General features: G+C 71.7%; 20 protein-coding genes. 10 read left to right on the forward strand and 10 right to left on the reverse strand.

Annotated features, from left to right (window positions below; all coding sequences use genetic code 11):
- The first annotated feature begins 132 nt into the window (after positions 1–132).
- The 5 genes from F5972_RS26290 (at position 133) to F5972_RS26310 (ending at position 4,308) form a co-directional block, all read left to right on the forward strand.
- Positions 133–876, forward strand: a complete 744-nt coding sequence (locus tag F5972_RS26290; protein ID WP_191910321.1) for a helix-turn-helix domain-containing protein — start codon at positions 133–135, stop codon at positions 874–876.
- A 30-nt stretch (positions 877–906) separates the two neighbouring features.
- On the forward strand, positions 907–2,319 hold the full coding sequence (gene rimO / locus F5972_RS26295) for a 30S ribosomal protein S12 methylthiotransferase RimO (protein WP_150936903.1): 1,413 nt from the start codon (positions 907–909) through the stop codon (positions 2,317–2,319).
- Positions 2,316–3,122, forward strand: coding sequence for a CDP-diacylglycerol--glycerol-3-phosphate 3-phosphatidyltransferase (gene pgsA / locus F5972_RS26300; protein ID WP_150936905.1), 807 nt, complete (start codon positions 2,316–2,318; stop codon positions 3,120–3,122). Before rimO ends, pgsA begins: the two co-directional genes overlap by 4 nt.
- Positions 3,123–3,203: 81 nt before the next feature.
- On the forward strand, positions 3,204–3,698 hold the full coding sequence (locus tag F5972_RS26305; protein WP_150936906.1) for a CinA family protein: 495 nt from the start codon (positions 3,204–3,206) through the stop codon (positions 3,696–3,698).
- 253 nt (positions 3,699–3,951) lie between these two features.
- A complete protein-coding gene (locus F5972_RS26310; protein WP_111699708.1) occupies positions 3,952–4,308 on the forward strand; it encodes a helix-turn-helix domain-containing protein in 357 nt (118 codons plus the stop codon).
- 196 nt (positions 4,309–4,504) lie between these two features.
- Here the strand turns inward: F5972_RS26310 and F5972_RS26315 are convergent, their stop codons facing one another.
- The 3 genes from F5972_RS26315 to F5972_RS26325 all read right to left on the reverse strand — a co-directional run bounded on the left by F5972_RS26315 (position 4,505) and on the right by F5972_RS26325 (position 7,844).
- On the reverse strand, positions 4,505–5,290 hold the full coding sequence (locus F5972_RS26315; protein ID WP_150936908.1) for a DNA-formamidopyrimidine glycosylase family protein: 786 nt from the start codon (positions 5,288–5,290) through the stop codon (positions 4,505–4,507).
- 44 nt (positions 5,291–5,334) lie between these two features.
- Positions 5,335–5,799: an RrF2 family transcriptional regulator gene (locus F5972_RS26320; protein WP_150936910.1), complete on the reverse strand. Its 465-nt coding sequence runs from the start codon at positions 5,797–5,799 to the stop codon at positions 5,335–5,337.
- A gap of 83 nt (positions 5,800–5,882) precedes the next feature.
- A complete protein-coding gene (locus F5972_RS26325) occupies positions 5,883–7,844 on the reverse strand; it encodes an endonuclease/exonuclease/phosphatase family protein (RefSeq protein ID WP_150936912.1) in 1,962 nt (653 codons plus the stop codon).
- A 263-nt stretch (positions 7,845–8,107) separates the two neighbouring features.
- Between F5972_RS26325 and F5972_RS26330 the strand changes: the two genes are divergently transcribed.
- Positions 8,108–9,286 carry an ROK family transcriptional regulator gene (locus F5972_RS26330; RefSeq protein ID WP_150936914.1) on the forward strand — a complete coding sequence of 393 codons (1,179 nt, stop codon included), beginning with the start codon at positions 8,108–8,110 and terminating at the stop codon, positions 9,284–9,286.
- A 13-nt stretch (positions 9,287–9,299) separates the two neighbouring features.
- Here F5972_RS26330 and F5972_RS26335 read toward each other — a convergent pair whose 3' ends face one another.
- Both F5972_RS26335 and F5972_RS26340 read right to left on the reverse strand, forming a co-directional pair.
- Positions 9,300–10,328 carry a multicopper oxidase domain-containing protein gene (locus tag F5972_RS26335; RefSeq protein ID WP_225311879.1) on the reverse strand — a complete coding sequence of 343 codons (1,029 nt, stop codon included), beginning with the start codon at positions 10,326–10,328 and terminating at the stop codon, positions 9,300–9,302.
- A gap of 109 nt (positions 10,329–10,437) precedes the next feature.
- Positions 10,438–11,559, reverse strand: coding sequence for a multicopper oxidase domain-containing protein (locus F5972_RS26340; RefSeq protein WP_150936918.1), 1,122 nt, complete (start codon positions 11,557–11,559; stop codon positions 10,438–10,440).
- Positions 11,560–12,152: 593 nt separating this feature from the next.
- On the opposite strand from F5972_RS26340, the gene F5972_RS26345 reads away from it, so the two are divergent.
- On the forward strand, positions 12,153–13,430 hold the full coding sequence (locus F5972_RS26345) for an OmpL47-type beta-barrel domain-containing protein (RefSeq protein ID WP_150936921.1): 1,278 nt from the start codon (positions 12,153–12,155) through the stop codon (positions 13,428–13,430).
- Positions 13,431–13,523: 93 nt separating this feature from the next.
- On the opposite strand, the gene F5972_RS26350 is transcribed toward F5972_RS26345, so the two are convergent.
- From F5972_RS26350 to F5972_RS26365, 4 genes are all read right to left on the reverse strand, one after another.
- Positions 13,524–15,068, reverse strand: a complete 1,545-nt coding sequence (locus F5972_RS26350; protein WP_150936923.1) for a glycoside hydrolase family 3 protein — start codon at positions 15,066–15,068, stop codon at positions 13,524–13,526.
- A 118-nt stretch (positions 15,069–15,186) separates the two neighbouring features.
- On the reverse strand, positions 15,187–16,038 hold the full coding sequence (locus F5972_RS26355; protein WP_150936925.1) for a carbohydrate ABC transporter permease: 852 nt from the start codon (positions 16,036–16,038) through the stop codon (positions 15,187–15,189).
- Positions 16,035–17,051, reverse strand: a complete 1,017-nt coding sequence (locus F5972_RS26360; RefSeq protein WP_150936927.1) for a carbohydrate ABC transporter permease — start codon at positions 17,049–17,051, stop codon at positions 16,035–16,037. The genes F5972_RS26355 and F5972_RS26360 overlap by 4 nt, the downstream gene beginning before the upstream one ends.
- Before the next feature lie 5 nt (positions 17,052–17,056).
- Positions 17,057–18,379: a sugar ABC transporter substrate-binding protein gene (locus tag F5972_RS26365; RefSeq protein ID WP_404803078.1), complete on the reverse strand. Its 1,323-nt coding sequence runs from the start codon at positions 18,377–18,379 to the stop codon at positions 17,057–17,059.
- Positions 18,380–18,603: 224 nt separating this feature from the next.
- Between F5972_RS26365 and F5972_RS26370 the strand changes: the two genes are divergently transcribed.
- Together F5972_RS26370 and F5972_RS26375 are read left to right on the forward strand one after the other, a co-directional pair.
- Positions 18,604–19,779, forward strand: a complete 1,176-nt coding sequence (locus F5972_RS26370; protein ID WP_150936932.1) for an ROK family transcriptional regulator — start codon at positions 18,604–18,606, stop codon at positions 19,777–19,779.
- A gap of 16 nt (positions 19,780–19,795) precedes the next feature.
- Positions 19,796–20,479 carry a M15 family metallopeptidase gene (locus tag F5972_RS26375; protein WP_150936934.1) on the forward strand — a complete coding sequence of 228 codons (684 nt, stop codon included), beginning with the start codon at positions 19,796–19,798 and terminating at the stop codon, positions 20,477–20,479.
- Between the two features lie 28 nt (positions 20,480–20,507).
- Here F5972_RS26375 and F5972_RS26380 read toward each other — a convergent pair whose 3' ends face one another.
- Complete coding sequence (locus tag F5972_RS26380; protein ID WP_150936936.1) at positions 20,508–21,482, reverse strand: GlxA family transcriptional regulator; 975 nt, start codon at positions 21,480–21,482, stop codon at positions 20,508–20,510.
- 72 nt (positions 21,483–21,554) lie between these two features.
- Between F5972_RS26380 and F5972_RS26385 the strand changes: the two genes are divergently transcribed.
- Positions 21,555–22,892 (forward strand): APC family permease, encoded by a 1,338-nt coding sequence (locus F5972_RS26385; protein WP_150936938.1) that lies wholly within the window; start codon positions 21,555–21,557, stop codon positions 22,890–22,892.
- Positions 22,893–22,925 lie beyond the last annotated feature (33 nt).

Below are 22,925 nucleotides of genomic sequence, written 5' to 3' on the forward strand. Positions count from 1 at the left end.
CCCGCGCAGCGGGGCCGTCCGGACCCCATCGCGTACTCTATGCCCCCCTATGACTACCCTTCGTAGTCGGTAGCTGATTGAATGGGACTAACTACGCATTGTGGGGCGGTCTGGAAGACAGGGGGCTTAACGATGAGCGTAGGTGCTGCGTTGGCCGAGGCCCGTGAGCGCGCCGGGCTGTCCGTGCGTCAGCTCAGCGAGCGCACGCGGATCCGCGAGACCGTCATTCAGCGCTTCGAGGGGGACGACTTCTCGGTGGGCGACTTCTACACGCGCGGCCACCTCCGTACCATCGCGTCCGACCTCGGCCTGGACCCGGACGAGCTCGTGCGGCAGTACGCGCAGGAGCACCCGGGCGGCGACTCCCCGGTCAGGACGTCGGCGCTGTTCGGAGGGGCCGCCGTGCTGCGCGAGCGGGGGCGCCGGGGCTCCGGCTGGACGATGGCCGTCGCGGTCGCCCTGGCCATCGTCGTGATCGTTGTCGTCGCGCGGATGCTCGGCGGCTCGGGAGACAGGACGGGCCCGACGGCCGTACGGGTCCCGGCGCCCGCTCAGCACGGGCAGGCGCATCACGAGGGGGCCCGGGAGGGCCGGAGCCTGGAGGAGGCCTTCGGGCCCGGCCTCGTGGTGGTCAAGGTCACCACGCGCAAGCCGTCCTGGATCGCCGTGAAGGACGCCAAGGGCAAGCCGATCTTCGAGGGCACGCTGCCGGAGGGGAAGACCACCACGTACTCGGCCAGGGACCGGGTGAAACTGGTCATCGCCGACGCCGGGGCGGTGCGGCTCGTGGTCAACGGCAGGGACCTCGGCGCTCCCGGCAAGGACGGCCAGATGGTGCGGCGGACCTTCGCCGCGGGCGGCCCGAGTCCCCGTTAATCGCCGACTGCCGATACCGTAGTTCGCATCATGTCTTCTCGCCGAACCGTATCGCTGATCACGCTGGGCTGCGCCCGCAACGAGGTCGACTCAGAGGAGCTCGCCGCGCGGCTCGAAGCCGCCGGGTGGCAGACCGGTGACGACGACCCGGACGTCGTCGTCGTCAACACGTGCGGCTTCATCGACTCGGCGAAGAAGGACTCCATCGACACCCTGCTCGCCGCGGCCGACTCGGGCGCGAAGGTGGTCGCGGCGGGCTGCATGGCCGAACGGTACGGCGCGCAGCTCGCCGACGCCCTGCCGGAGGCGTCCGTCATCTCCTTCGACGACTACGCGGAGATCGGGGAGCGGCTCGACGACGTCCTCGCGGGCAGGCCGCTGGTCCCGCACACCCCGCGGGACCGCCGCACGCTGCTGCCGATCAGCCCGGTGGAGCGCTCGGCGGCCCAGGCGCACATCCCCGGCCACGCCCAGGAGGACCCGCTGCCGCGGGGCGTCGCCCCCGCGAGCGGCCCGCGCACGCTGCGAAAGCGGCTCGGCTCCGGGCCGGTCGCCTCGCTCAAGCTCGCCTCGGGCTGCGACCGGCGCTGCACCTTCTGCGCCATCCCGGCCTTCCGCGGCTCGTACGTCTCGCGCGCGCCGGAGGACCTGCTCGCCGAGGCCGCCTGGCTGGCCGGACAGGGCGTCAAGGAGCTGGTGCTGGTCAGCGAGAACTCCACGTCGTACGGCAAGGACCTCGGCGACCTGCGGGCGCTGGAGAAGCTGCTGCCGCGCCTGGCCGAGACCGAGGGCGTCGAACGGGTGCGGGTCAGCTACCTGCAGCCCGCCGAGCTGCGGCCGGGGCTGCTCGACGTGATCGCCTCGTCCGAGGGGATCGCGCCCTACTTCGACCTGTCCTTCCAGCACGCGAGCGGGCCGGTGCTGCGGCGGATGCGGCGCTTCGGCGACCCCCGGCGCTTCCTCGACCTCCTCGACCAGATCCGCGAGCGCGCGCCGGAGGCGGGCGTCAGGTCGAACTTCATCGTCGGCTTCCCGGGGGAGACCCAGGAGCAGTTCGAGGAGCTGGTGGGCTTCCTGGAGGAGGCCAGGCTCGACGTCATCGGCGTCTTCGGCTACTCCGACGAGGAGGGCACCGAGGCGTACGGCTTCGAGGGCAAGCTCGACCAGGACGTGATCGACGAACGCGTGGCGACGCTCACCGAGCTCGCCGAGGAGCTGACCGCCCAGCGGGCCGAGGAGCGCATCGGCACCGAGCTGGAGGTGCTCATCGAAGAGGACCTCGGTGACGGCGGCTACGAGGGCCGCGCGGCGCACCAGGGCCCCGAGGTCGACGGGGCGGTCACGGTCCAGGGCATCGGCCTGGTCCCCGGGCAGATCGTGCAGGCGGTCGCGGTCGACTCCGAGGGGGTCGACCTGATCGCCCGGATCAAGGCAGGCACATGACGGAGCGCGGCGAGCCGCCGGTGGAGGTGGCGGGCGCGGTAGAGGCCTCAGTAGAGACCACGGTGGAGGCGACCGCGGAGATCGGGCCGTCGCCGGCCGCCGCCGTCCCCGTCGCGCCTCCTGCGCTGGTGACCCCTGCTCCCGCGACCCCTGTGCCCGCGACACCGGCTCCCGTGACGCCCCCCGCGCCCGTGACGCCCCCCGCGCCCGTGGCGCCGCCGCCCGCCGACGGCGAGGAGGGGGCGGCCCGCCGCGTCAGCACCTGGAACATCGCGAACGCCCTGACCATCGCCCGCCTGGCGATCGTGCCCGTCTTCGTCGTCTTCCTGTTCGCCGAGGGCGAGGCCTGGCGACTGGCGGCGCTGGGGGTGTTCCTGCTCGCCTCCGTCACCGATCAGCTCGACGGCTGGCTGGCCAGGAAGTACGCGTTGATCACGGACTTCGGCAAGATCGCCGACCCGATCGCGGACAAGGCGCTGATCGGCGCGGCGCTGCTGTGCCTTTCGTACCTCGGCGACATCGCCTGGTGGGTCACCCTCGTGATCATCGCTCGTGAGGCGGGAGTGACGCTGCTGCGCTTCCTCGTGATCCGGCACGGGGTTATCCCGGCCAGTTACGGGGGCAAGGTGAAGACCGTCCTGCAGATCGTGGCCATCGCGCTCTACATCGTGCCCGCCGTGCCCGACCTGGCCAGGTGGACGGCGATGGGTCTCGCCCTGGTGGTCACGGTGGGGACCGGCGCCGACTACGTGGTGCGCGCGGTGCGGCTGCGGCAGGTGGCGAAGAGGGCGCGGACCGTATGACGAGCGTGGCGACATGACGAGCGTGGCGGGATGACGAGCGTGGCGGGATGACGAGCGTGGCGGGATGACGAGCGTGGCGGGATGACGAGCGTGGCGACGCAGGTGCTGTCCCTGCTGGTCCGCCGGGGAGCGACGGCCGCCGTGGCCGAGTCGCTGACGGGCGGCCTGATCGGGGCCGCGATGACCGAGCCCATGGGAGCCTCCGCGGCCTTCCGAGGAGGGGTGATCGCCTACGCCACCGACCTCAAGGCGGGCATCCTCGGCGTTCCGCCCGGCCTGCTGCAGCGGGAGGGGGCGGTGCACCCGGACGTGGCGGCGGCCATGGCGACCGGGGTGCGTAAACTGACAGATTCGGACTACGGTCTGGCGGTGACGGGGGTCGCCGGCCCCGAGCCGCAGGACGGCAGGCCGGTCGGCACGGTCCACATCGCCCTGGCGGGGCCGGGGGAGCGGCTATGGCACCGTGACCTGCTCTTGACCGGGACCAGGGACGAGATCAGAAAGGCGACCTGCCGGGAGGCTTTGGACCTGTTGGAAGGTGTGCTCCAGGCAAATTTGGGGGAACATCTCGGGTGATTACCGCGTTACGTCCCCAGCGAACATGCTCGCCACGGTCTGCCGCGGTGTCGCCCTCTACAGGTACGGTGGAGCTGTGAGTGAGGTCCGTGAGCCATCGGCGAGGAGCAAGACAGGCGCACGCCCGGCGAAGGGGCCGAGCGAACCAATGATGACGGCGAGGCGTATGTACGAAGGGCAGATGAAGAAGGGGCGACATGAGCCCACCGTGCGAGGCGTCGTGAAGGCGCCCCCCCTGGGGAGGGAGCGACAGATGATCCTGCTGCGTCAGCTGCTCGGTGACGTACTGCGGCGGCTGCGGGTGCGGCAGAATCGCACCCTTCGCGAGGTCTCCACCGTGGCCCGTGTCTCACTCGGCTATCTGTCCGAGGTCGAACGCGGCCAGAAGGAAGCCTCCTCCGAGCTGCTCGCCTCGATCTGTGGCGCACTGGGTGTCCCACTGTCCCAGGTGCTGCGTGAGGTGTCCGACCAGTTCGCGCTCGCCGAACTGCAGGCCGCCCCCATGCTCGCGGAGCTGCCCGAGCACGAGCGGCTGCCGATTCCCGAGACCGTGCCCGCCGGTCCCGAGTTCGACGGCTTCCCCGAGGTCAAGGACATGGTCGCCGCGTAGACGGCGCTTCCGCCGCCCGGGCCTCGCCCCGTGGCAAGGTCGTGTCGCCGTGCCCGACGCCAGACGCCCAGCCCCGGGTGTGTGATCGGTATTGCCCTGGCACCCGTAGTGCCGCGGCACAGTGTCCGGCATGTGCCGGGCTGTATCACGATTGTTCCCTGTGCTTTTTCCCCGTGTTCGTGTTCCCCTCGCGCCGCTATGGGCGCTGGCAGGCGGGACACCAGTAGATGAGCCGTTCGGACGGCTGCGGACCCATCTCCCCCCTGCCGATCGGGCTGCCGCACCGCCGGCACGGACGGCGTGCCCTGCCGTACACGAGCAATGACCGGCCGGGACGCGGATCACCGCTCGTCACCGGAAACGGTGCGTCCTTGCTCGCGTCGATCAGCCGGTGCGCGGTCGAGACCAGCGACTCCAGCACCTCCGGCGGGATCGACCCCACGGCACGCCACGGCGACAGGCGCGCGGCCCACAGCGTCTCCGCTCGCCAGATCGTGCCGATCCCGGCCAGCACGCGCTGGTCGAGCAGCGCCTCTCCGATGGTCCGCCCGGGCTCCAGCAGCAGATTGCGTACGGCCTGCGCGGGGTCCCAGTCGGGCCCGAGCAGATCAGGGCCGAGATGCCCGACGACGCGGTCCTCACGGCCGGTGGGCACGAGGTCGACCATCCCCAGCCGGGTTCCGACCGCCTGCCACTCGGCGTTCGCGAGGACCAGCCGCACCACGTCGCCCCGGGGCACCGGCCGGCCCGCCGGGCCGATCCGCCAGCTGCCCTCCATGCGCAGGTGCGTGTGGACGGTGAGCCCGCCCTCCACCCGGGTCAGGAGATGCTTGCCGCGCGGGATCGTGGTGAGCACGGCCCGGCCGCGCAGATCGGCGGTGGCGTGGCGGGGCACCCGGAAGTCGCTGCGGGTCAGCGTCCGGTTGTCGAGGGCCTCCCGCAGGCGCTTCGCGGCCCTATAGACCGAGTCACCCTCCGGCACGCCATCCTCCCGCGTCGATCAGGGGCCGACCAGTGACGGGCGGCTCACACCGGCGTGTGCGAGTCCCAGGCCGCCGGGTCCGCGGCCAGTTCGGTCACCCTCTCGGGCAGTTCGCCCTTGGCGATCTGCTCCAGGTTGACCTCCTCCAGGATGGCCCGCTCGCTCGCCCGCAGCGCGATCCACACCTGCTGCAACGCCTGGGCGGCGCCCTGGTAGCCGACGTGCTCGGGCCGCTCGCCCCTGACGTTGGCCAGCGGGCCGTCCACCGCGCGGATCACGTCGGCGAGGGAGATCGCGGCGGCCGGGCGGGCCAGCACGTAGCCGCCCTCGGGCCCGCGCTGACCGCGTACGAGGCCGGCGCGGCGCATCTGGAGCAGGATGTTCTCCAGGTATTTGGGGGGCATCTCCTGCCCCTTGGCCAGCTCGCCCACCGTTGTGGGTCCCTCGCCCGCGGCGGCGAGCTCGGCGGCGGCACGGAGGGCGTAGTCGACACGGGCAGAAAGTCGCATGTAGCCGATTATCCCGCCTGGTTGGCCTCGGTAGGACGCGGCCTCCGTTCTCACCCTGGTCTCACCCCACTCCGTCCCTCGCATCACCCCACCCGCAGGCGTACGACGACCGGGAGGTGGTCGGAGAACGGCACCCGGGGGACGTCGGCGGCCACCGCCGTGAGCCCTTTCGAGATGAGCACGTGGTCGATCCGCCGCACGGGAGCGTCGGCGGGCGAGGTCGGCGGGTCGCCGAGCGCCCGCAGCGGATCGGTCAGGCCCGCGGCCTCCAGCACGCGCATCTGGGGATCGGACGGCGTGGTGTTGAGATCGCCCGCCACGATCACCGGCCGTGGATCGGCCACGCCTACGCCGGGCGGGAGGGCGGCCGCGGCCAGCCGCCGGGCGATCGCCGCGACCTCGGGCGCCTGGCCCCGCGGCTCCTGCAGATGGGTGTTGACGATCCCCACCTCGTGGTCGCCGACCTCCAGCACGATCGACTGGGCCTGGGCGCCGGTCGGATAGCCGTGCCGGTTCAGCCGGGTGGAGCCGATCTCGGTGACGGGCAGGTTGGTGAGCAGTGCGTCGCCCCAGAGACGGTCGGCGGCGGGGGCGAAGTGATAGCGCATCCCGAGGCCCCGGGCGATCCGCGCCAGGTCGTCGTGCCCGCCGTTGAGCAGCCAGCCCCGGTCGACCTCGCTGAGCAGCACCACATCGGGACGCCGAGACGCGGCCCAGGCGGCGATCCGGTCGAGGTCGAGCCGGCCGCCGAGCCCGAACCCCATCCGGATGTTGTACGCCACGAGGGTGAACTCGTTCCCGGTGATCGGCCTCTCTGGGGGGAGGGGCTGCCAGGTGACGAGCCCGGTCAGCAGCGCGATCGACAGCGCGATCGAGCCCCACCGGTGCGGCGCCCGCCGCACGGGGGCGGACCGGTGCCGCCGGCCGCGCCGGAAGGCGACGACGGCGACCAGGGCGGCCACCGCGACCGGGACCACCGCGTTGGGGAACCCCAGATCGGCGTCGAAGGCCGCGTAGTAGAGGAAGACCGCCACCAGGAACACGAGCATCCCGCCGAGCACGGCGACGCCCGCACGCCGGGCCGCCACCTCCGGGCGCCCACCCGTGTCCTGTCCACCCGTGTCCTGTGGGCCCGTGTCCTGTCCGATGGTGGCGGCGCAGGCGCCGATAGCGACGGTCGCGGCAAGGGCGGTGAGGCCGGTCAGACCGGCCTCCGTCCCCGCCACCCCGGCGACCAGGAAGAGCCCCGCCGTCCAGTGCCATGCCGTCCGGTTCCACGGCGCCGTCCAGGCGCACACCGCGGCGGCGCACCACGCCCCGGCCTGCAACGCGACCATCACTGCGGTGTAGGCCCCGCTGTGCTGCCCGGCCTCCTGCGGCAGGAGACCCGAGCCGCCGCCGTACATGCCGGCGAGCAGGAGCATCGGGCCGAACGCGAACCACAGGGCCGCCGGGGCCGGGCCGGGCGACGCGGGCGAGAGCCGTACGGACCCCAGGAAGGCGGCCCGCAGGAAGAGAGCGCAGAGCGCGGCCACGGCGAGCCAGGGCAGCGGCCCGTCCCGCCAGACGAGGTCCACCCGGTCGAGGGCCAGATGGAGGATCGACGCGCCCGCCAGGCCGCCGGTGAGCCCGGCCGGCACCCACGCGCCCCGGGTCGTGCGCGCGCAGCCGTAGAGGAAGACCAGCCCCGCCGTGACCCCGGCGGAGGCGAGCAGAAGTTGCGGTGTGCCCCCGTTCGCGCCCTGCAGGCACAGCCGAACCGTGGCGAGTGCCGCCGCGCCCGCCACGAGGACGATCCGGGGCGACACGAACCGCGCCACGAGGATCGCGGCGAACGGCAGGACGAACCACAGCGCGGCGTACAGCCCCATGCGTTCGGGAGAGGTCTCGCCCGCCCGGCCGTACAGGGTGATGAGGGACGGCAGGAACACCCGCACCACGTCGAAGAGGAGCACGACGCCCGTCATGAGCATGACCAGCGGCCACGGGGGAGCCGGCAGCCCGCGGCGGGGCGGGGCCTGCGGCTGTCGGGCCGTCTCGGTCATGGCGTTCCCTCGTCTCGTCCGGCTCGGGCAGTCATATGAGCCATCCTCATGACTGGTGGGAGCGTTACCGGGAGCGGCGACCGGCGCGTTCTCCTCGCCTCCCGGCTCGCTAAGCTTTGCTGAAAACTTTGTTGCTCGTTCACGGGCGCGCGTCGTTCACGGGCGCCCGTGGTGGGATGCCGACGGGGGCCCGGCGAATCGGAGGGGCCGTGCGGGTGCGCGCCGACGGTGAGCGGGAGACTCAGACGAGGGGAAGCGGGAGTATGGAGCGACGTCCTGGCGTGCCCCGGCTGCTCCGGGAGATCAACGACCGGGCCGCCCTGGAACTGCTGCTCGCCTCGGGTCCCCTGACGCGTGGCCAGATCGGCCAGCTCACCGGACTGTCCAAGGTCACGGCCTCGCAGACGCTCGCGCGCCTGGAGGAGCGCGGCCTGGTGGAGGTCGTGGGGGAGCAGGCGGGCAACCGCGGCCCCAACGCCGCGCTCTACGGCGTGATCCCCTCCTGCGCGTACGTCGCGGGGCTCGACGTGGGGCCCGACCGGGTGTCGGCGGCGATCGCCGACATCAACGGCCACGTCGTCGCCGAGGTGACGGCGTCCCCCGACGGCGCGGACGACCCGGTGTCGCTGGTGCACTCCGCCGTCGTGAAGGCCTGCCGCGGCGGCAGGGTCGCGCTGTCGCGGCTGCGCGGAGTGGTGATCGGCACGCCCGGCGTCGTGGACCCCCGCACCGGGGACGTGCGTTTCTCCTTCGATCTCCCGCAGTGGCACGAGGGCATCCACGAGGCGCTGGCGCGCGACCTGCGCCGGGACGTCACGATCGAGAACGACGTGAACCTCGCGGCGATCGCCGAACGCGCGCGGGGCGCCGCCCGCGAGGCCGACGACTTCGTGCTCGTCTGGGTCGGCCGGGGCATCGGCCTGGCCGTCGTCCTGGGCGGGCGCCTGCACCGCGGCAGGTCGGGCAGCGCGGGGGAGATCGGATATCTCCCGGTGCCCGGGGTGCCCCTCGCCGACGACGTGCGGGCGATCCCCGGGCGGCTGCCCTCGCTGCGGGGCGGCCTGCAGTCGCTGGTCAGCTCGGAGGCGGTCGGCGAACTCGCCCGCGAGCACGGCTTCGACGGAGCCACCGCGGCCGACTGCGTGACCGCCGCGGTCGCGGCGGGCGCCGCGGGCGAGCCCCTGCTCGACGAGGTCGCCGCGCGACTGGCGCTCGGCGTGGCCTCGGTGTGCGTGGTGCTCGACCCCGGCCTCGTGGTCCTGGCCGGGGAGGTCTGCCGGGCCGGCGGGGAGGGCCTGGCCGGCCGTGTGGAGGAGGCCGTGGCGCGCATCTGCCCGATACCGCCTCAGGTGATCACCAGCCAGGTGGACGGCAACCCGGTGCTGCGCGGCGCCGTCCTCGCCGCGCTCGACCAGGCCCGCGAGGAGATCTTCACGGCGTAGGACGGCGTCGCCGTTACATGCCGTCCATGGAGTGGCCTGACATGCCGCTCATCGAGTGGCCCGGCATGTCGTCCATGGAGTGGCCCGGCACGTTCCCGTTCGCGTCGGTCACCGTGAACATCCCGGCCATCCCCATGTCGGAATGGCTCTGTACGTGGCAGTGGTACATCCACATTCCGGGGCCGACGTGTTCGCCGGCGATCACCTGGAAGCCGAACGACTCGGCGGGTCCGGTGGTCTTGGTGTCGATGATCCGGCTCTGGTCCTTCGGGCCCTGCAGCATGCCGGTGCGGTTGTCGGCCCAGCGGTGTCCGTGGATGTGGAAGGTGTGGAAGAGGTTACCGTGGGCGATGACGATGAACTCCACGCGTTCGCCCAGCTTGGCGGTGAAGTCGGGCGCCTGGGTGAGGTTGTTGGTCTTCATGTCGTTGAAGACGACGGTGAGGGTCTTGTCGGGGAGGATGTCGCCGGTTCTGCGTACCACCAGTGGTCCGTAGAGTCCGCGCAGGATGCCGCCGGTGCCGTGGTCGGTGCCCACGACATGGTCGTGGTAGTGCCAGTAGCCCGCGCTGCCGGGCTCGATGGTGCCGTCCGGGCGGTCGCCCGGGGTGTGGGTGCGCCAGGTGTAGACGTACCGGCCTCCCGGCTGCACCACGCTGTCGTTCATCCGAGTGCCGTCGCTGGACGTTTCGTAGTCCACTCCATGGGCGTGCAGGCTGGCGGTCACGTCGGTGTTGTTGACCAGCTCGATTTCGAGGGTCTCGCCCTCGATCATCTCGATGAGAGGGCCGGGGATCGTGGGCTTGCCGGCCTCCAGGCCGTAGCCCAGCTGACCGTCAGGCAGCTTCTCCGCATAGAGCGTGATGCGGCGGACGTCGCCCGGCGTGCCCGCGGTCTTGACCCCGGCCCTGGCCGCGGTCGTGCCCGCTGCCTTGGCCGTGGGCGAGGCGGTGACCTGACTCGCCACGGCGAACGGCGCGACCGCGGCGGCTGTCGCCGCGGTGGTGGCGAAGGCGCGCCGGGAGAACAGGCGCCGCGTCACGTCAGTGTTTTTCTCGATCATGGGTTCCCAATCGGTGACGGCACTCGCCCGGGTGCGGCGAGCTGGGGGTGGTCCGAGCTGGAGGATGGTCTGTGCCGGCGGTGCCAGGTCAGCCGCAGCTGATCGCGCTGTAGTCGGTCTCGTAGGTCGAGGTGACCTTCTTGCCGCCGATCGTCGCGGTCCCGGTCACGGTGACCTTGCCCGCGCCGATCTGCTTGGCCCGCGTGTTGAAGGACTGGTACGCCTGCTTGCCCGGAGCCACGTTGGCCACGGTCGTCGAGCCGTACGGGGTGGTCAGCGTCACGGTCGCCGGCACGTCGCCGTGGTTGACGGCGGTGACCGCGACGTACACCGACGTGCCCACGCAGCGGGACGCGGCGGTGACGGTCAGCGGCACCTTCTCGCTCGCGCCGGTCACCGTGAACGTCCCGGCCATCCCCGCATCGGAGTAGCTCTGTACGTGGCAGTGGTACATCCACTTCCCGGGGCCGACGCGTTCGCCGGCGATCACCTGGAAGCCGAACGACTCGGCGGGTCCGGTGGTCTTGGTGTCGATGATCCGGCTCTGGTCCTCCAGGTCTTCCAGCATGCCGGTGCGGTTGTCGGCCCAGCGGTGCCCGTGAAGATGGAACGTGTGGAAGAAGTTGCCGTGGGCGATGACGATGAACTCCACGCGTTCGCCGAGTTCGGCGGTGAAGTCGGGCGCCTGGGTGAGGTTGTTGGTCTTCATGTCGTTGAAGACCACGGTGAAGGTCTTGTCGGGGAGGATGTCGCCGGTGCGGCGCACCACCAGTGGTCCGTAGAGTCCGCGCAGGATGCCGCCGGTGCCGTGGTCGGTTCCCACGACGTGGTCGTGGTAGTGCCAGTAGCCCGCGCTGCCGGGTGCGAAGGTGCCGTCCGGGCGGTCGATCTGGGCGTGGGTGCGCCAGGTGTAGACATACCGGCCTCCCGGCTGCACCACGCTGGCGTTCATCCGCGTACCGTCGCTGTCCCACTCGTAGTCCACACCGTGGACGTGGAGGCTGGCGGTCACGTCGGTGTTGTTGACCAGCTCGATTTCGAGGGTCTCGCCCTCGATCATCTCGATGAGGGGGCCGGGGATCGTGGGCTTGCCGGCCTCCAGGCCGTAGCCCAGCTGACCGTCGGGCAGCTTCTCCGCGTACAGGGTGATGCGACGGACGTCGCGCCGGGAGAACAGGCGTCGCGTCGCATCGGTGCTTTTCTCGGTCATGGTTCCCAATCGGTGACGGCGCTCGCCCGGGTGCGGCGAGCCGGGGGGTGGTCCGAGCTGAGGGGGTCGAGGGTGCCGGTCCGGAGATATTCGCGCAGGTAAAAGAGCTGTTTCCAGGGGTGCGTAGCAGGTCTTTCGCCGATTCTTCGATAAGAATGGTAACGAACTAGTGAACTTTGTCATCAATGTGGACTAAGTGCTGCCAGACTGTTACGTTTTCCGCCGTAGCGCCTGAGGATTCGGCCATCGGTCTCGGCAGGGACGGAGGACGTCACGGCACCGGCATCGGCGAGGCCGGTGAGCACCGCGGCTGATCAGACAGTTCTTCCGAAGGTTGCTGTCGCACCCCCCAACCAAAGGAGTGGACGATGGGCCGAAGAGACCTCTTCGCACACCCCGATCACCCGCCTGGCGCCGCGCCGTGATCATAATGTCAAACGTCGCCCTGACCGTGGGAGCGGCGACGCCGCCCGTCATGGCCGCGCCGGCCTGAGAGGTACAACGGTATGCGCATCAGATCTTCTTCGGGCCTCCTCAGTGGTTTGCGGAGGGCGCTCAGAACCCCTGCCACGCTCGGACGCATCGTCCTGGTGATGTTGGCGGTGGCACTGCCGACGGTGTGGCTGTCGGGAGCCGGGGCCGCGGCACAGAGCCAGAGTCAGCAGGCCGGCCAGGCGGCGGAGCAGACGCTCGTCTGGACCGCCGACAACAGCTACACCGAGTACAAGTCCGCGCCGGCCACGGCGACGGCCGGCCCGGTGACGATCGTCTTCGAGACCAACGAGTCGACCGGCAACACCTTCGGGATGACGCACACGCTGACGTTCGACGTCTCCAGCCCCGGCTACAACCACGACGTCAACGTCAACATCCTCGCCAGCCCCTTCGACACGAGCGGGGGCAGGCACGAGGTTCAGGTGAACCTCACCCCCGGAACGTACCGCTACTACTGCATGATCCCCGGTCACGCGGGCATGGTCGGCGAGCTCGTGGTCACCAGCGCCGGTCCCACCGACACGACGCCGCCGCAGGTCTCGGCGTCGGTGTCGGGCGACAAGGACGCCGACGGCAACTACGTGAGTTCCGCTTCGGTGACCGTCTCGGCCACCGACGACGAGTCCGGGGTGGACACGGTCGAGTACGCCCTGGACAACGGCGCGTTCCAGGCCTACACGGCTCCGGTGGCGGTCAACCAGGTCGGCCAGCACACCGTGCGGTACCGCGCCGCCGACAAGGCCGGCAACGCCTCCGCGGTGGGGTCGGTGACGTTCACGGTGGTGGCCCCGAAGCCGAAGGACACCACCCCGCCGACGGTGTCGGCGGCCGTGTCCGGCACGAAGGACGCCCACGGCGACTACGTGGACTCCGCCACGGTGACCATCTCCGCGACCGACGCCGACTCCGGGGTGGACACGGTGGAGTACGCCCTGGACGCCGGCGCGTTCCAGGCCTACACGGCTCCGGTGCCGGTGAGCCAGGTCGGTGAGCACACCGTGCGCTACCGGGCGACCGACAAGGCCGGCAACACCTCCGGCGTCGCCACGACCACGTTCACGGTCGTCGCGGCGCCGCCGCCCGCCAGGACGCCGCTGACCGTCACCGCCGCGTCCCGCTGCCTGGGCACGTCGGTGTACGTCGCGGTCGCCGCCGTCAACGACGGCGACGTGCCGGCGACCGTGACGCTGACGACTCCGTACGGCTCGACGACCGTGGCCAACGTGGCTCCGGGCAAGCAGGCGTACCAGTCCTTCAACGCGCGGGCCAAGCAGATCGGCGCGGGCAAGGTCACCGTGACCGGGACGTCCTCCATCGACGGTGAGAACGTCACCACGTCCTACGAGGCCGCCTACAACGCGATCAGCTGCGGCTGACCGGGTCGGTGTGGCGATCACGGTGAACCTACCGGGGACGCCGCCGTAGTGGACGGGGGCCGTCCGGCTTGTGAGCCGGACGGCCCCTTCTCACTACAGCCCCGCCGCCAGGGGACCACCGCTCAGCAGCTCCACCGCGGCCTGCGCGTTGGCGCGGGCCGCGCCGTACGTCGCGAGGTAGGCGCCCGCCCCGGGCCGCCAGATGGGCAGGCCCATCTCCATCACGACCGCGTCCGGGCGGGCGGCGAGCAGCGCGGAGACCAGGTCCCGGCTGCGCGGGTGCCGGTGCGCGTCCTTGACGACCACGATCAGTGAGCGGTCCCGCGCCCGGCCGAGCAGCGCGTCGGCGTCGGCGTCCTCGGGCCGGACCCGGACGATCTCCGCCTGCGGCAGCCACGGCCCGACCCCCCAGGGCACCTCGCCCACCGCGATCGTCGGCGGGGTGTCCAGTTCGACCACGAACGGGTCGACCAGCGGCGCCGCCGCACCCGTCAGCGACACGGCGCGGCGGGCCGCGTCCAGCCCCACGACCTGGCTCTCGTCTCCGGCGGACGCGTCCGGCCGGGCGAACCAGTCACGCAGCCGGTCCACCCGCCCCGCCGCCTCCTCCAGGCGCCCGGCGGCGAGCCTGCCCTCGGTGACGGCGGCCGCGATGTGCGCCACCATCCGCCGTACGTCCTCCGGGGTGGGCAGCGGCCCGAGGCACAGCAGGTCGGCGCCCGCGGCCAGGGACAGCACGGCGCCCTCGGCGAGCCCCACGCTCTCGCTGATCGCGTGCATGTCGAGGGCGTCGCTGACCACCACGCCGTCGTAGCCCAGTTCGCGGCGCAGCAGCCGGGTCAGCGCCTCCCGGCTGAGCGTGGCCGGCAGGTCTCCGGTCAGCTCGGGCACCGCCACGTGCGCCGTCATGATCGACTTCGCGCCCGCCTCGATCGCCGCGGCGAAGGGGACCAGCTCCCGCTCCCTCAGCAGGTCGAGGGAGGCGTCCACCAGCGGGATCTCCAGGTGGGAGTCCTGGTGCGTGGCGCCGTGGCCGGGGAAGTGCTTGACGCAGGCGGCGATCCCGGCCGACTGCAGGCCGCGTACGGCGGCGACCGTGTGCCGCGCCACGAGGTCCGGCGACGGGCCGAACGAGCGGGTGCCGATGATCGGGTTGTCGTCGGCGGTGTTGACGTCGGCCACGGGGCCCATGTCGAGGTTCACCCCGCACCGGGCGAGGTCGGCGGCCATGGCGTGGTAGACGCGCTCGGTCAGGCCGGCGTCGTCCACCCGGCCGAGCGCCGCGTTGCCCGGGTAGGCGCTCCCGGTGTGGTAGGCCAGCCGGGTGACGTCCCCGCCCTCCTCGTCCAGGGAGACCACGGGCCGCGCCGCCTCGTTCAGCCGGGCCGTGAGGGTGCCCACCTGCTCGCCCGAGGCCACGTTGAAGCCGAACAGGCACACGCCGCCGAGGCCGTCCTCCAGGCCGCGCAGGACCCAGTCCGGCGCGGTCGTGCCCCGGAACGAGATGAGCAGCGCGCCCGCCGCGAGCCGGTGCAGGCCCGGGTCGCCGGTGCTCGCGGACAGACCAGTGCTCGTGGACAGGCCGGTGCGCGTGGACAGGTCTGCGGCCCCCGGCAGGGAGTCGCGGGTGGCGGACATGGTGTCTCGGCTCCTTGGTGAGAGTGGAGGGAAGAGCGGGATGGGGGCGCGCGGGCAGGGCCCGTACGGCCACCGGTGCGGGTGGCCGTACGAAGCGGGGGTGCCCGTGGCGGTGTGCCTAACCCTTGACCGCGCCCGCGACGAGGCCGGAGACCATCCGCCGCTGGACCAGCAGGAAGAAGACGAGGACCGGGACGGTCATCAGGGTCGAGGCGGCCATGATGCCGCCCCAGTCGGTCGACCGCTGGCCGACGAAGAACTGCAGCGCGACCGGCATCGTGTACTTGCCCTGGTCGCCGATCAGGGTCAGGGCGTAGACGAACTCGTTCCAGGTGGTGATGAACGCGAAGATGCTGGTGGCGACGAGGCCCGGGGCGACCAGCGGGAACAACACCCGCCAGAAGGTGGTGAACCGGCCCGCGCCGTCGATCCAGGCCGCCTCCTCCAGTTCCTTCGGCACGGCGGCGACGAACGTGCGCAGCATCCAGACGGAGAACGGCAGCGTCAGGCCGACGTTGATGACGATCAGGCCGAGCAGCTGGTCGTACAGGCCGAGCCGCTTGACCATGGTGAACAGCGGGATCAGCAGCGCCTCGGCCGGCACCATCTGCACGATCAGCAGCAGGATCAGGAACGACGTGCGGAACCGGAAGCGGAACCTCGCCACGGCGGTCGCCGCGAGCAGCGCGAACACGGCGCCGAGCACGACGGCGCTGAGCGCCACGAGGGTGCTGTTGAGCAGGTACTGCCAGATCGAGTGCCCCGCGACGCCCCTGGTGAAGACGCGTTCGACGTGGTCCAGCGAGGGCGGTCTGGGGAACGGGATGAAGCTCGTGGTGAAGATCTGGTCGTTCGGCTTGAACGCCGTGGCGACCATCCAGTAGACGGGGAAGACCGCGAAGAGGAACACCGCGACCCCGGCCGCGTTCAGTGCGGCCCGTCCGAGCCTCCGGCGGGTCAGCGGCGTCATCGGATGTCGTCCTCCGTCTTCACGATCTGCCGGACGTACACGAAGGTGATCAGCAGCAGGATCACCGTCAGCACGACCGCGATGGCGGCGCCGAGGCCCATCTTCGGCGGGCTGCTGAACGCCTCGGCGTAGCTCCACAGCGACAGGTTGAACGCGTCGCGGTTCACTGTGCCGCCCGCCAGCAGGTAGAGCTGGGTGAAGACCTTGAAGTCCCAGATGACCGACAGCACGACCAGCACCGAGAACACCGGCTTGAGCAGCGGGAGGGTGATCCTCCGGAACGTGGTGACCGCGCCCGAGCCGTCCATCTTCGCCGCCTCGTAGAGCTCGCCGGGGATGCTCTTGAGACCGGCCAGCACCGACACCGCGATGAACGGGAAGGACGCCCACACCACGGCCATGACCAGCACGAAGTAGAGCGTGAGCGTGTCGTTGAACCACGGGTGCCCGCTCCAGTCGGCCTGGCCGAACAGCAGGGTCGACAGCCCGTCGGGCAGCAGGTTCAGCGCCCAGTTGACCACCCCGGCGTCGGAGTCGAACAGCCACTTCCAGACGATGGCCTGCGCGGTGGGCGGGGTGGCCCACGCGGCCATGATGCCGACGACCACGAAGGTCGACATCTTCGGGCCCAGCCGGTGCAGCAGCAGGCCGACGAGGGTGCCGAGGGCGAGGGTCAGCGCGACGGTCACGACAGCGAAGAGCACGGTGTTGCGCAGCGACGACCAGAACAGGTCGGAGCCGAAGATCTGGGCGTAGTTGTCCCCGCCGACGAACTCGGCGGGCGCGGGGTTGACGGCCTTGATCTGCCGGAGCCCGACCTTGTGGAAGGACATCTCGACCATCTGGTACAGCGGGTAGAGCAGGAGCGCACCGATGACCAGGAGGCCGGGCAGGATCAGGACGTACGGGACGGCTTTGGTGGGCAGGGCCGGGCGGCCGGTCCGCTTGCGGGGGCGCCGCGCCGGGGCGGAGGTGTCGGCTCCGCCCCGGGCGAGGGTTGACGTGTGGGTCATGAGTCCTACTGGTTGAGGATCGTCTCAAGCTCGGAGTTGGCGTCCGTCAGAGCCTGGTCGACGCTCTTCTTGCCCTCGATCACCGAGCGCGCCGCGTTCTGCAGCACGGCCTTGGTGTCGTTGGCCTCGGCCCAGTTGGGGCTGGCCGGGAAGCCCTTGGCGACCTTGAAGGTGTCCGTGAACGGCTTCTGGGCGGGGTCGCCGCCCATCTCGGCGAGCGCGTCCGGGTAGAGCGGGAGCAGGCCGCCCTCCTTGGCGTACCGGACGCCGAACTCCTTGCCCGCGGCGAGCTTGACGTACTCGGCGGCGAGCTCGGGGTTCTTGGCGTCCTTCCAGATGGCGATGTCGTTGCCGCCCTGGAAGGCCGGGGCCGGGCCGGAGCCGTCCTTGGCCGGGAGCGAGAAGAAGCCCATCTTCGACTCGTCGACCTTGCCCTTGCTCTGCTCCTTGATCGCGGCGATGTCCCAGCCGCCGGTGACGTACATGCCGACCTTGCCCGCGGCGAACCGCTGGGCGATGTCCACCGAGTTCTGCGTCAGGCGGCCCTTGCCGGACACGCCGTCCTTGGCGACCAGGTCCGTGTAGAACTGGAAGCCCTCCTTGAAGCCCGGCTGGGTGAGCTGGCCCACCCACTTGCCGCCCTCGAACTTGGCGAAGTCGCCGCCGGCGGACCAGACGAACGGCGACAGGGACATGTTCGCGTCGGAACCGCCGTTGAAGGCGAAGCCGTCGACGTCCTTGCCCTGCTTGTCGACGATCTTCTTGCCCGCGGCGATCAGCTCGTCCCAGGTCTTCGGGACCTCGATGCCGAGCTTGTCGAACCAGTCCTTGCGGTAGAGCACGGCCCGGGTGCCGCCGCCCCACGGCACGGCGTAGATCTTGTCGTCGATCGTCTCGTAGCTCCACAGGTTCTGCGGGATCTCCTGGAGCTCGGAGTCGCCCTTGACGATGCCGCTGATGTCGGCCAGGGCGTCCTGCGCCACCCAGGCGGCGACCTGGTCGTTGCCGAACTCGGTGACATCCGGGCCCTCGCCGCCCGCGAGCGCGGCGGTCCACTTCTTCTGCGCGTCGGGCCAGGGGATCCACTGGACCTTCGCCTCGGCGCCCGTCTGCTCCTTGAACTTGGCGCCCAGGTCGTCCATGTATTTGGTGAAGACGTCGGTGGGGGCACCGAGTCGCCACACGGTAAGAGTCTGGCCCGCGAACTTGGGACCGCCGGCGGCCGCGGAGGCCGCGGGCGCGGCCGCGTCCTTGGCGTCGTCGCTTCCGCAAGCGGCGAGTCCCAGGGCCAGGGCGGCGGTCGCGGTGGTCGCGACCGCGATCTTCACAATCTTCACGATGGTTCTCTCCCTTCCCGGCTTCGCGTCGGGGGTGCGCCTCGTGGGGGTGTCGGCGGACCGCTCACCTGCTGGAAGGCGCTCTCCTTTCGGTCGGCGCTCATGGCGTCCCGAGGCTGATCGGTTGCCTCCGGGCTGGCTGGCGCTAAACTAACAAGAAACTTTCTTATAAAAAAGCCCGCGTTAGCGGATCGTGACGAGAGGGGAACCAGCCGGTGCCACAACGACCGGGCACGCCTCGCCTGCTGCGGCAGATCAACGACCGCGCGGCACTGGAACTCCTCATCTCCAGAGGCCCGCTGACCAGGGCCGAGCTGGGTGAGCTCACCGGGCTGTCCAAGGTGACCTCGGGACAGCTGCTCGCGCGCCTGGAGACGCGCGGGCTGGTCACAGCCGCCGGTGAGCGCCCCGGGGGCCGCGGCCCGAACGCCGCGTTGTACGGCGTCAACCCCTCCAGCGCGTACGTCGCGGGCCTGGAGGTGCTGCCGGACAGCGTCACGGCCGCCGTCGCCGACATCACCGGGACGGTCATCGCCCAGGTCACGGTGGACCCCAGCGAGGCCGGGGATCCCGTACGGGTGGTCCACGAGGCCGTCCAGCGGGCCTGCGGGACGGCCGGGATCGAGCTCGCCCGGCTGCGCTGCTTCGTCATCGGCACCCGCGGCGTGGTCGACCCCGCCACCGGTGACGTGCGGTACTCCGTCGACCTGCCCTCCTGGCACGTCGGCATCCTCGCCGGGCTGCGCACGCTGCTGGGCGAGTGCGTGATCATCGAGAACGACGTGAACCTCGCGGCGCTGGCCGAGCAGGCGTACGGCGTGGCGCGGGGTGCCGACGACTTCGCGATCCTGTGGACCGGCGTCGGCCAGGGCCTCGGCGTCATGCTGGGCGGCAGGCTGCACCGCGGGATCACCGGCGGCGCGGGGGAGATCGGCTGGCTCCCGGTCCCCGGCGAGCCGCTGCCGAGCCAGGTCACCGCGCCCCAGACCGGGTCCTTCCAGCGCCTCGTCGGAGGAGAGGCGCTGTGGAACCTGGCCCGCGCGCACGGCGTGAGCGCTGACGACCTGGAGACTCGCGACGTGGCGGGGCTGGTCCGCGCGGCCATCGCGGCCGGGAACGAGGGGTTCGTCGACAGCCTGGCCGGGCGGCTCGCGGTCGGCGTCGCGGCGGTCTCGGTGGTGCTCGACCCGGGGCTGGTCGTGCTCAGCGGCGACGTCGGCAGGGCCGGGGGCCACCTGCTCGCCCGGCGGGTGGAGGAGGCGGTGACCCGCGTGTGCCCGAGCCGCCTCACGGTGGCGGCGACCGGCGTGGATGGCAATCCCGTACTTATGGGGGCTATCGTCGCAGCACTGGACCGGGCGCGTGAAGAGGTCTTCTCGGACACCGTGTGACGGTAGGTTGATCCCTATGTCCGTTTCCCCTCATGATCGCTCCGTCCTGCCCGACCCCGCCGCCGGTCTGGTACTGATCTCGGATCTCCGGGTGACCTCGATCGGCGTGGACGAGTGCGGAGAGAAGCTGAGTGACGTCCGGGGACGGCTGCGGGTCGACGAACGGCTCGCCGATCCCGCCGGAGCCTACGCCCACCTGCGGGAGGGCCTGCTGGCCCGCCTGGAGGAGGCCCAGGACCGGCTGCCGGCCGGGTGCAACCTGGTGGTCGTCGAGGGCTACCGCCCGCCCGCGCTGCAGCGGCGCTACTTCGAGGAGTACAAGGACGAACTGCGCGCCGCCTTCCCGGACATGCCTGACGGCGACCTGCACGTCGCCGCGAGCCGGTACGTCTCGCCGATCGAGGTCGCCCCGCACACGGCGGGCGCGGCCGTCGACCTGACGCTCTACGACGACGACGGGGTGGAGCTCGACATGGGGACGGCCGTCAACGCCACCCCGGAGCAGAGCCGCGGCGCCTGCTACACGGCCGCCGAGGTGGGCGCCCGGGCACGGCGCAACCGCGACGTCCTGAGCGCGGCCCTGGAGGCCTGCGGCCTGGTCAACTATCCGACCGAGTGGTGGCACTGGTCGTACGGCGACCGCTACTGGGCCATGACCCGCCGCGCCCCCGCCGCCCTCTACGGGCCCGTGGAGTTGTAGGACAGGCCTCGTCGGCTCACTCGCCGGATCACTCGTCCGGGCAACGGAACACCTTGCGGTAGGCCTGCGGGGAGACGCCGGCGATCCGGCCGAAGTGATGGCGGAGGGTGGGGGCGGTGCCGAAGCCGGCCCGGCGGGCGATGTCCTCGACCGTCTCGTCGGTGGTCTCCAGGAGTTCCTGCGCCAGCCGCACCCGCTGCCGCAGCAGCCACTGCAGCGGAGTGATCCCCAGCGCGTCGCGGAACCGGCGGGCGAAGGTGCGTTCGCTGAGATGCGCCACCCGGGCGAGCCGGGGCACGGTCAACGGCTCGTGCAGATGGTCGCGGGCCCACGCCAGCACGGGGGCCAGGGCGTTCTCCCCGGCCGGGCGGGTGAAGAGGCGCGGGGAGGGGGCCTGGTACTGGGCCTGACCGCCCTCCCTCTGCGGCGGCACCACCATGCGCCGGGCGACCTCGTTGGCGATCGCGACGCCGTGGTCCCTGCGGACGATGTGCAGGCAGACGTCGATGGCCGAACCGGTGCCCGCCGAGGTGATGATGTCGCCCTCGTCGATGTAGAGCGGCACGGGGTCGAACTCGACGTCCGGGAAGCGATGTGCGAAGTCGTCGCCGTTCATCCAGTGCGTGGTGGCCCGCCGGCCGTTCAGCAACCCGGCGGCGGCCAGCACGTAGGCGCCCGAGCAGATCGACACGATGCGCCCGCCCCGCTCGTGCGCGCGGCGCAGCGCCTCGACCAGGGCGCGGGGAGGATCGAGCTGGACGGCCCGGGTGACGGCGGCCACGATGGCGGTGTCGGCCCGGACCAGGTCGTCCAGCCCGTACGGCGTGTCGATCCGCAGGCCGGAGGTGGTGCGCACCGGCCCGGGCCCGGCGGCGCACAGCCGCAGGTCGTACCACGGGTCGGCCAGCTCGCCGCGGTCGATGCCGAAGACCTCGCACGGCACCGCCAGCTCGAACACCGGTGCGCCGTCGGTGACGGCGACGCCGACGATATGACCGCTCATGGCGGGAATTTAGCGCATATTGTCGTTTCTGCCGCTGGCTGTCCGCCGTCCCCGCCCCCGATGCTGATCTCCATGAGCGACGCGACGAGCAGGGGACGGATGACCTTCGGCCACGGCACGGCGATGTACGTGGGAGCCGTCCTGGGCACCGGGGTCATCGCGCTGCCCGCCCTGGCCGCCGAGGCGGCCGGGCCGGCCTCGCTGCTCGCCTGGCTGGCGCTCGTCCTGCTGTCGGCCCCGCTGGCCGGGACCTTCGCCGCGCTCGGGGCGCGTCATCCCGACGCGGGCGGGGTGTCCACCTACGCCCGGCTCGCCTTCGGCGAGCGCGTGGCGGCGGTGGTCGGCTGGTGCTTCTACTTCGCCGTGCCGCTGGGCGCCGTGCCCGCGGCGATGTTCGGCGCGGCGTACGTCTCCGCGGCGGTCGGGGGCGGGACGACGACCACCGCGCTGACGGCGGCGGCCCTGATGGCCCTGGTCACCGCGGCCAACGCCGTCGGGCTCCAGCTCAGCAGCAGGGTGCAGCTCGTGCTGGCGGGGCTGCTGGTCGTCCTGCTGCTGGTGTCGGTCGGGCTGTCACTGCCGCACGCCGACATGGCCAACCTCCGGCCGTTCGCCCCGCACGGCTGGAGCGCGATCGGCGCGGCGGGCGCCCTGCTCGTCTGGAGTTTCGCGGGCTGGGAGGCGATCACCCACCTCGCCGGCGAGTTCCGCCACCCGCAACGGGACCTGCCGAGGGCGACCGCGGCGGCGGTCGTCCTCGTGGGCGCGCTGTATCTCCTGGTGGCCTTCGCCACGATCACCGTCCTCGGGCCCGGAGCGGCCCGGACCGAGGCGCCGCTGGGCGAACTCATGGCCATGGGACTGGGCGGCAACGCCCGCTGGCTCGCCGCCGGGGCAGCGGTGCTGCTGACGCTCGGCGCGATGAACGCCTACTACGCCGGGGCGGCCAAACTGGGGGCCGCCCTCGGCCGGGACGGCGCGTTGCCCGCGGTGCTTGCCGAGGGGAGCGTCGCGGGCGGTGTGCCGCGCCGTAGCCTGGCCGTCCACGCGACCCTCTCGTTCTGCGCGCTGGCGGTCGTGGTCGCGGCGGGCGTCGGCCCGCGGCCCCTGGTGCTGCTCACCACCGGCTCCTTCGTCGCGGTGTACGCGGTCGGGGTGGCCGCCGCGCTCCGGCTGCTGCCCAGACGCAGCGTGGGCCGGGCCGCGGCGATGACGGCCATGGTCGCGGTGGCCGCGCTGCTGGTCATGTCCGGCCCCTATCTGCTGTGGCCGCTGGGGGTGACCGGGGCCGCCCTGCTGTACCTGCGGCTGGGGAAGCGCCGGGCGGTGCGGGCCGACGAGGAGCGCTCCGAACACGGCGCAGAAGAGCGCCCCGGAGAACGCCTGGACAGCGTCGCGGAGCTGAGCTGAACTGACCTGAGCTGAACTGACCTGAGCGGTGCT

The organism is Microbispora cellulosiformans (assembly GCF_008728085.1).
Classification (GTDB): domain Bacteria; phylum Actinomycetota; class Actinomycetes; order Streptosporangiales; family Streptosporangiaceae; genus Microbispora; species Microbispora amethystogenes.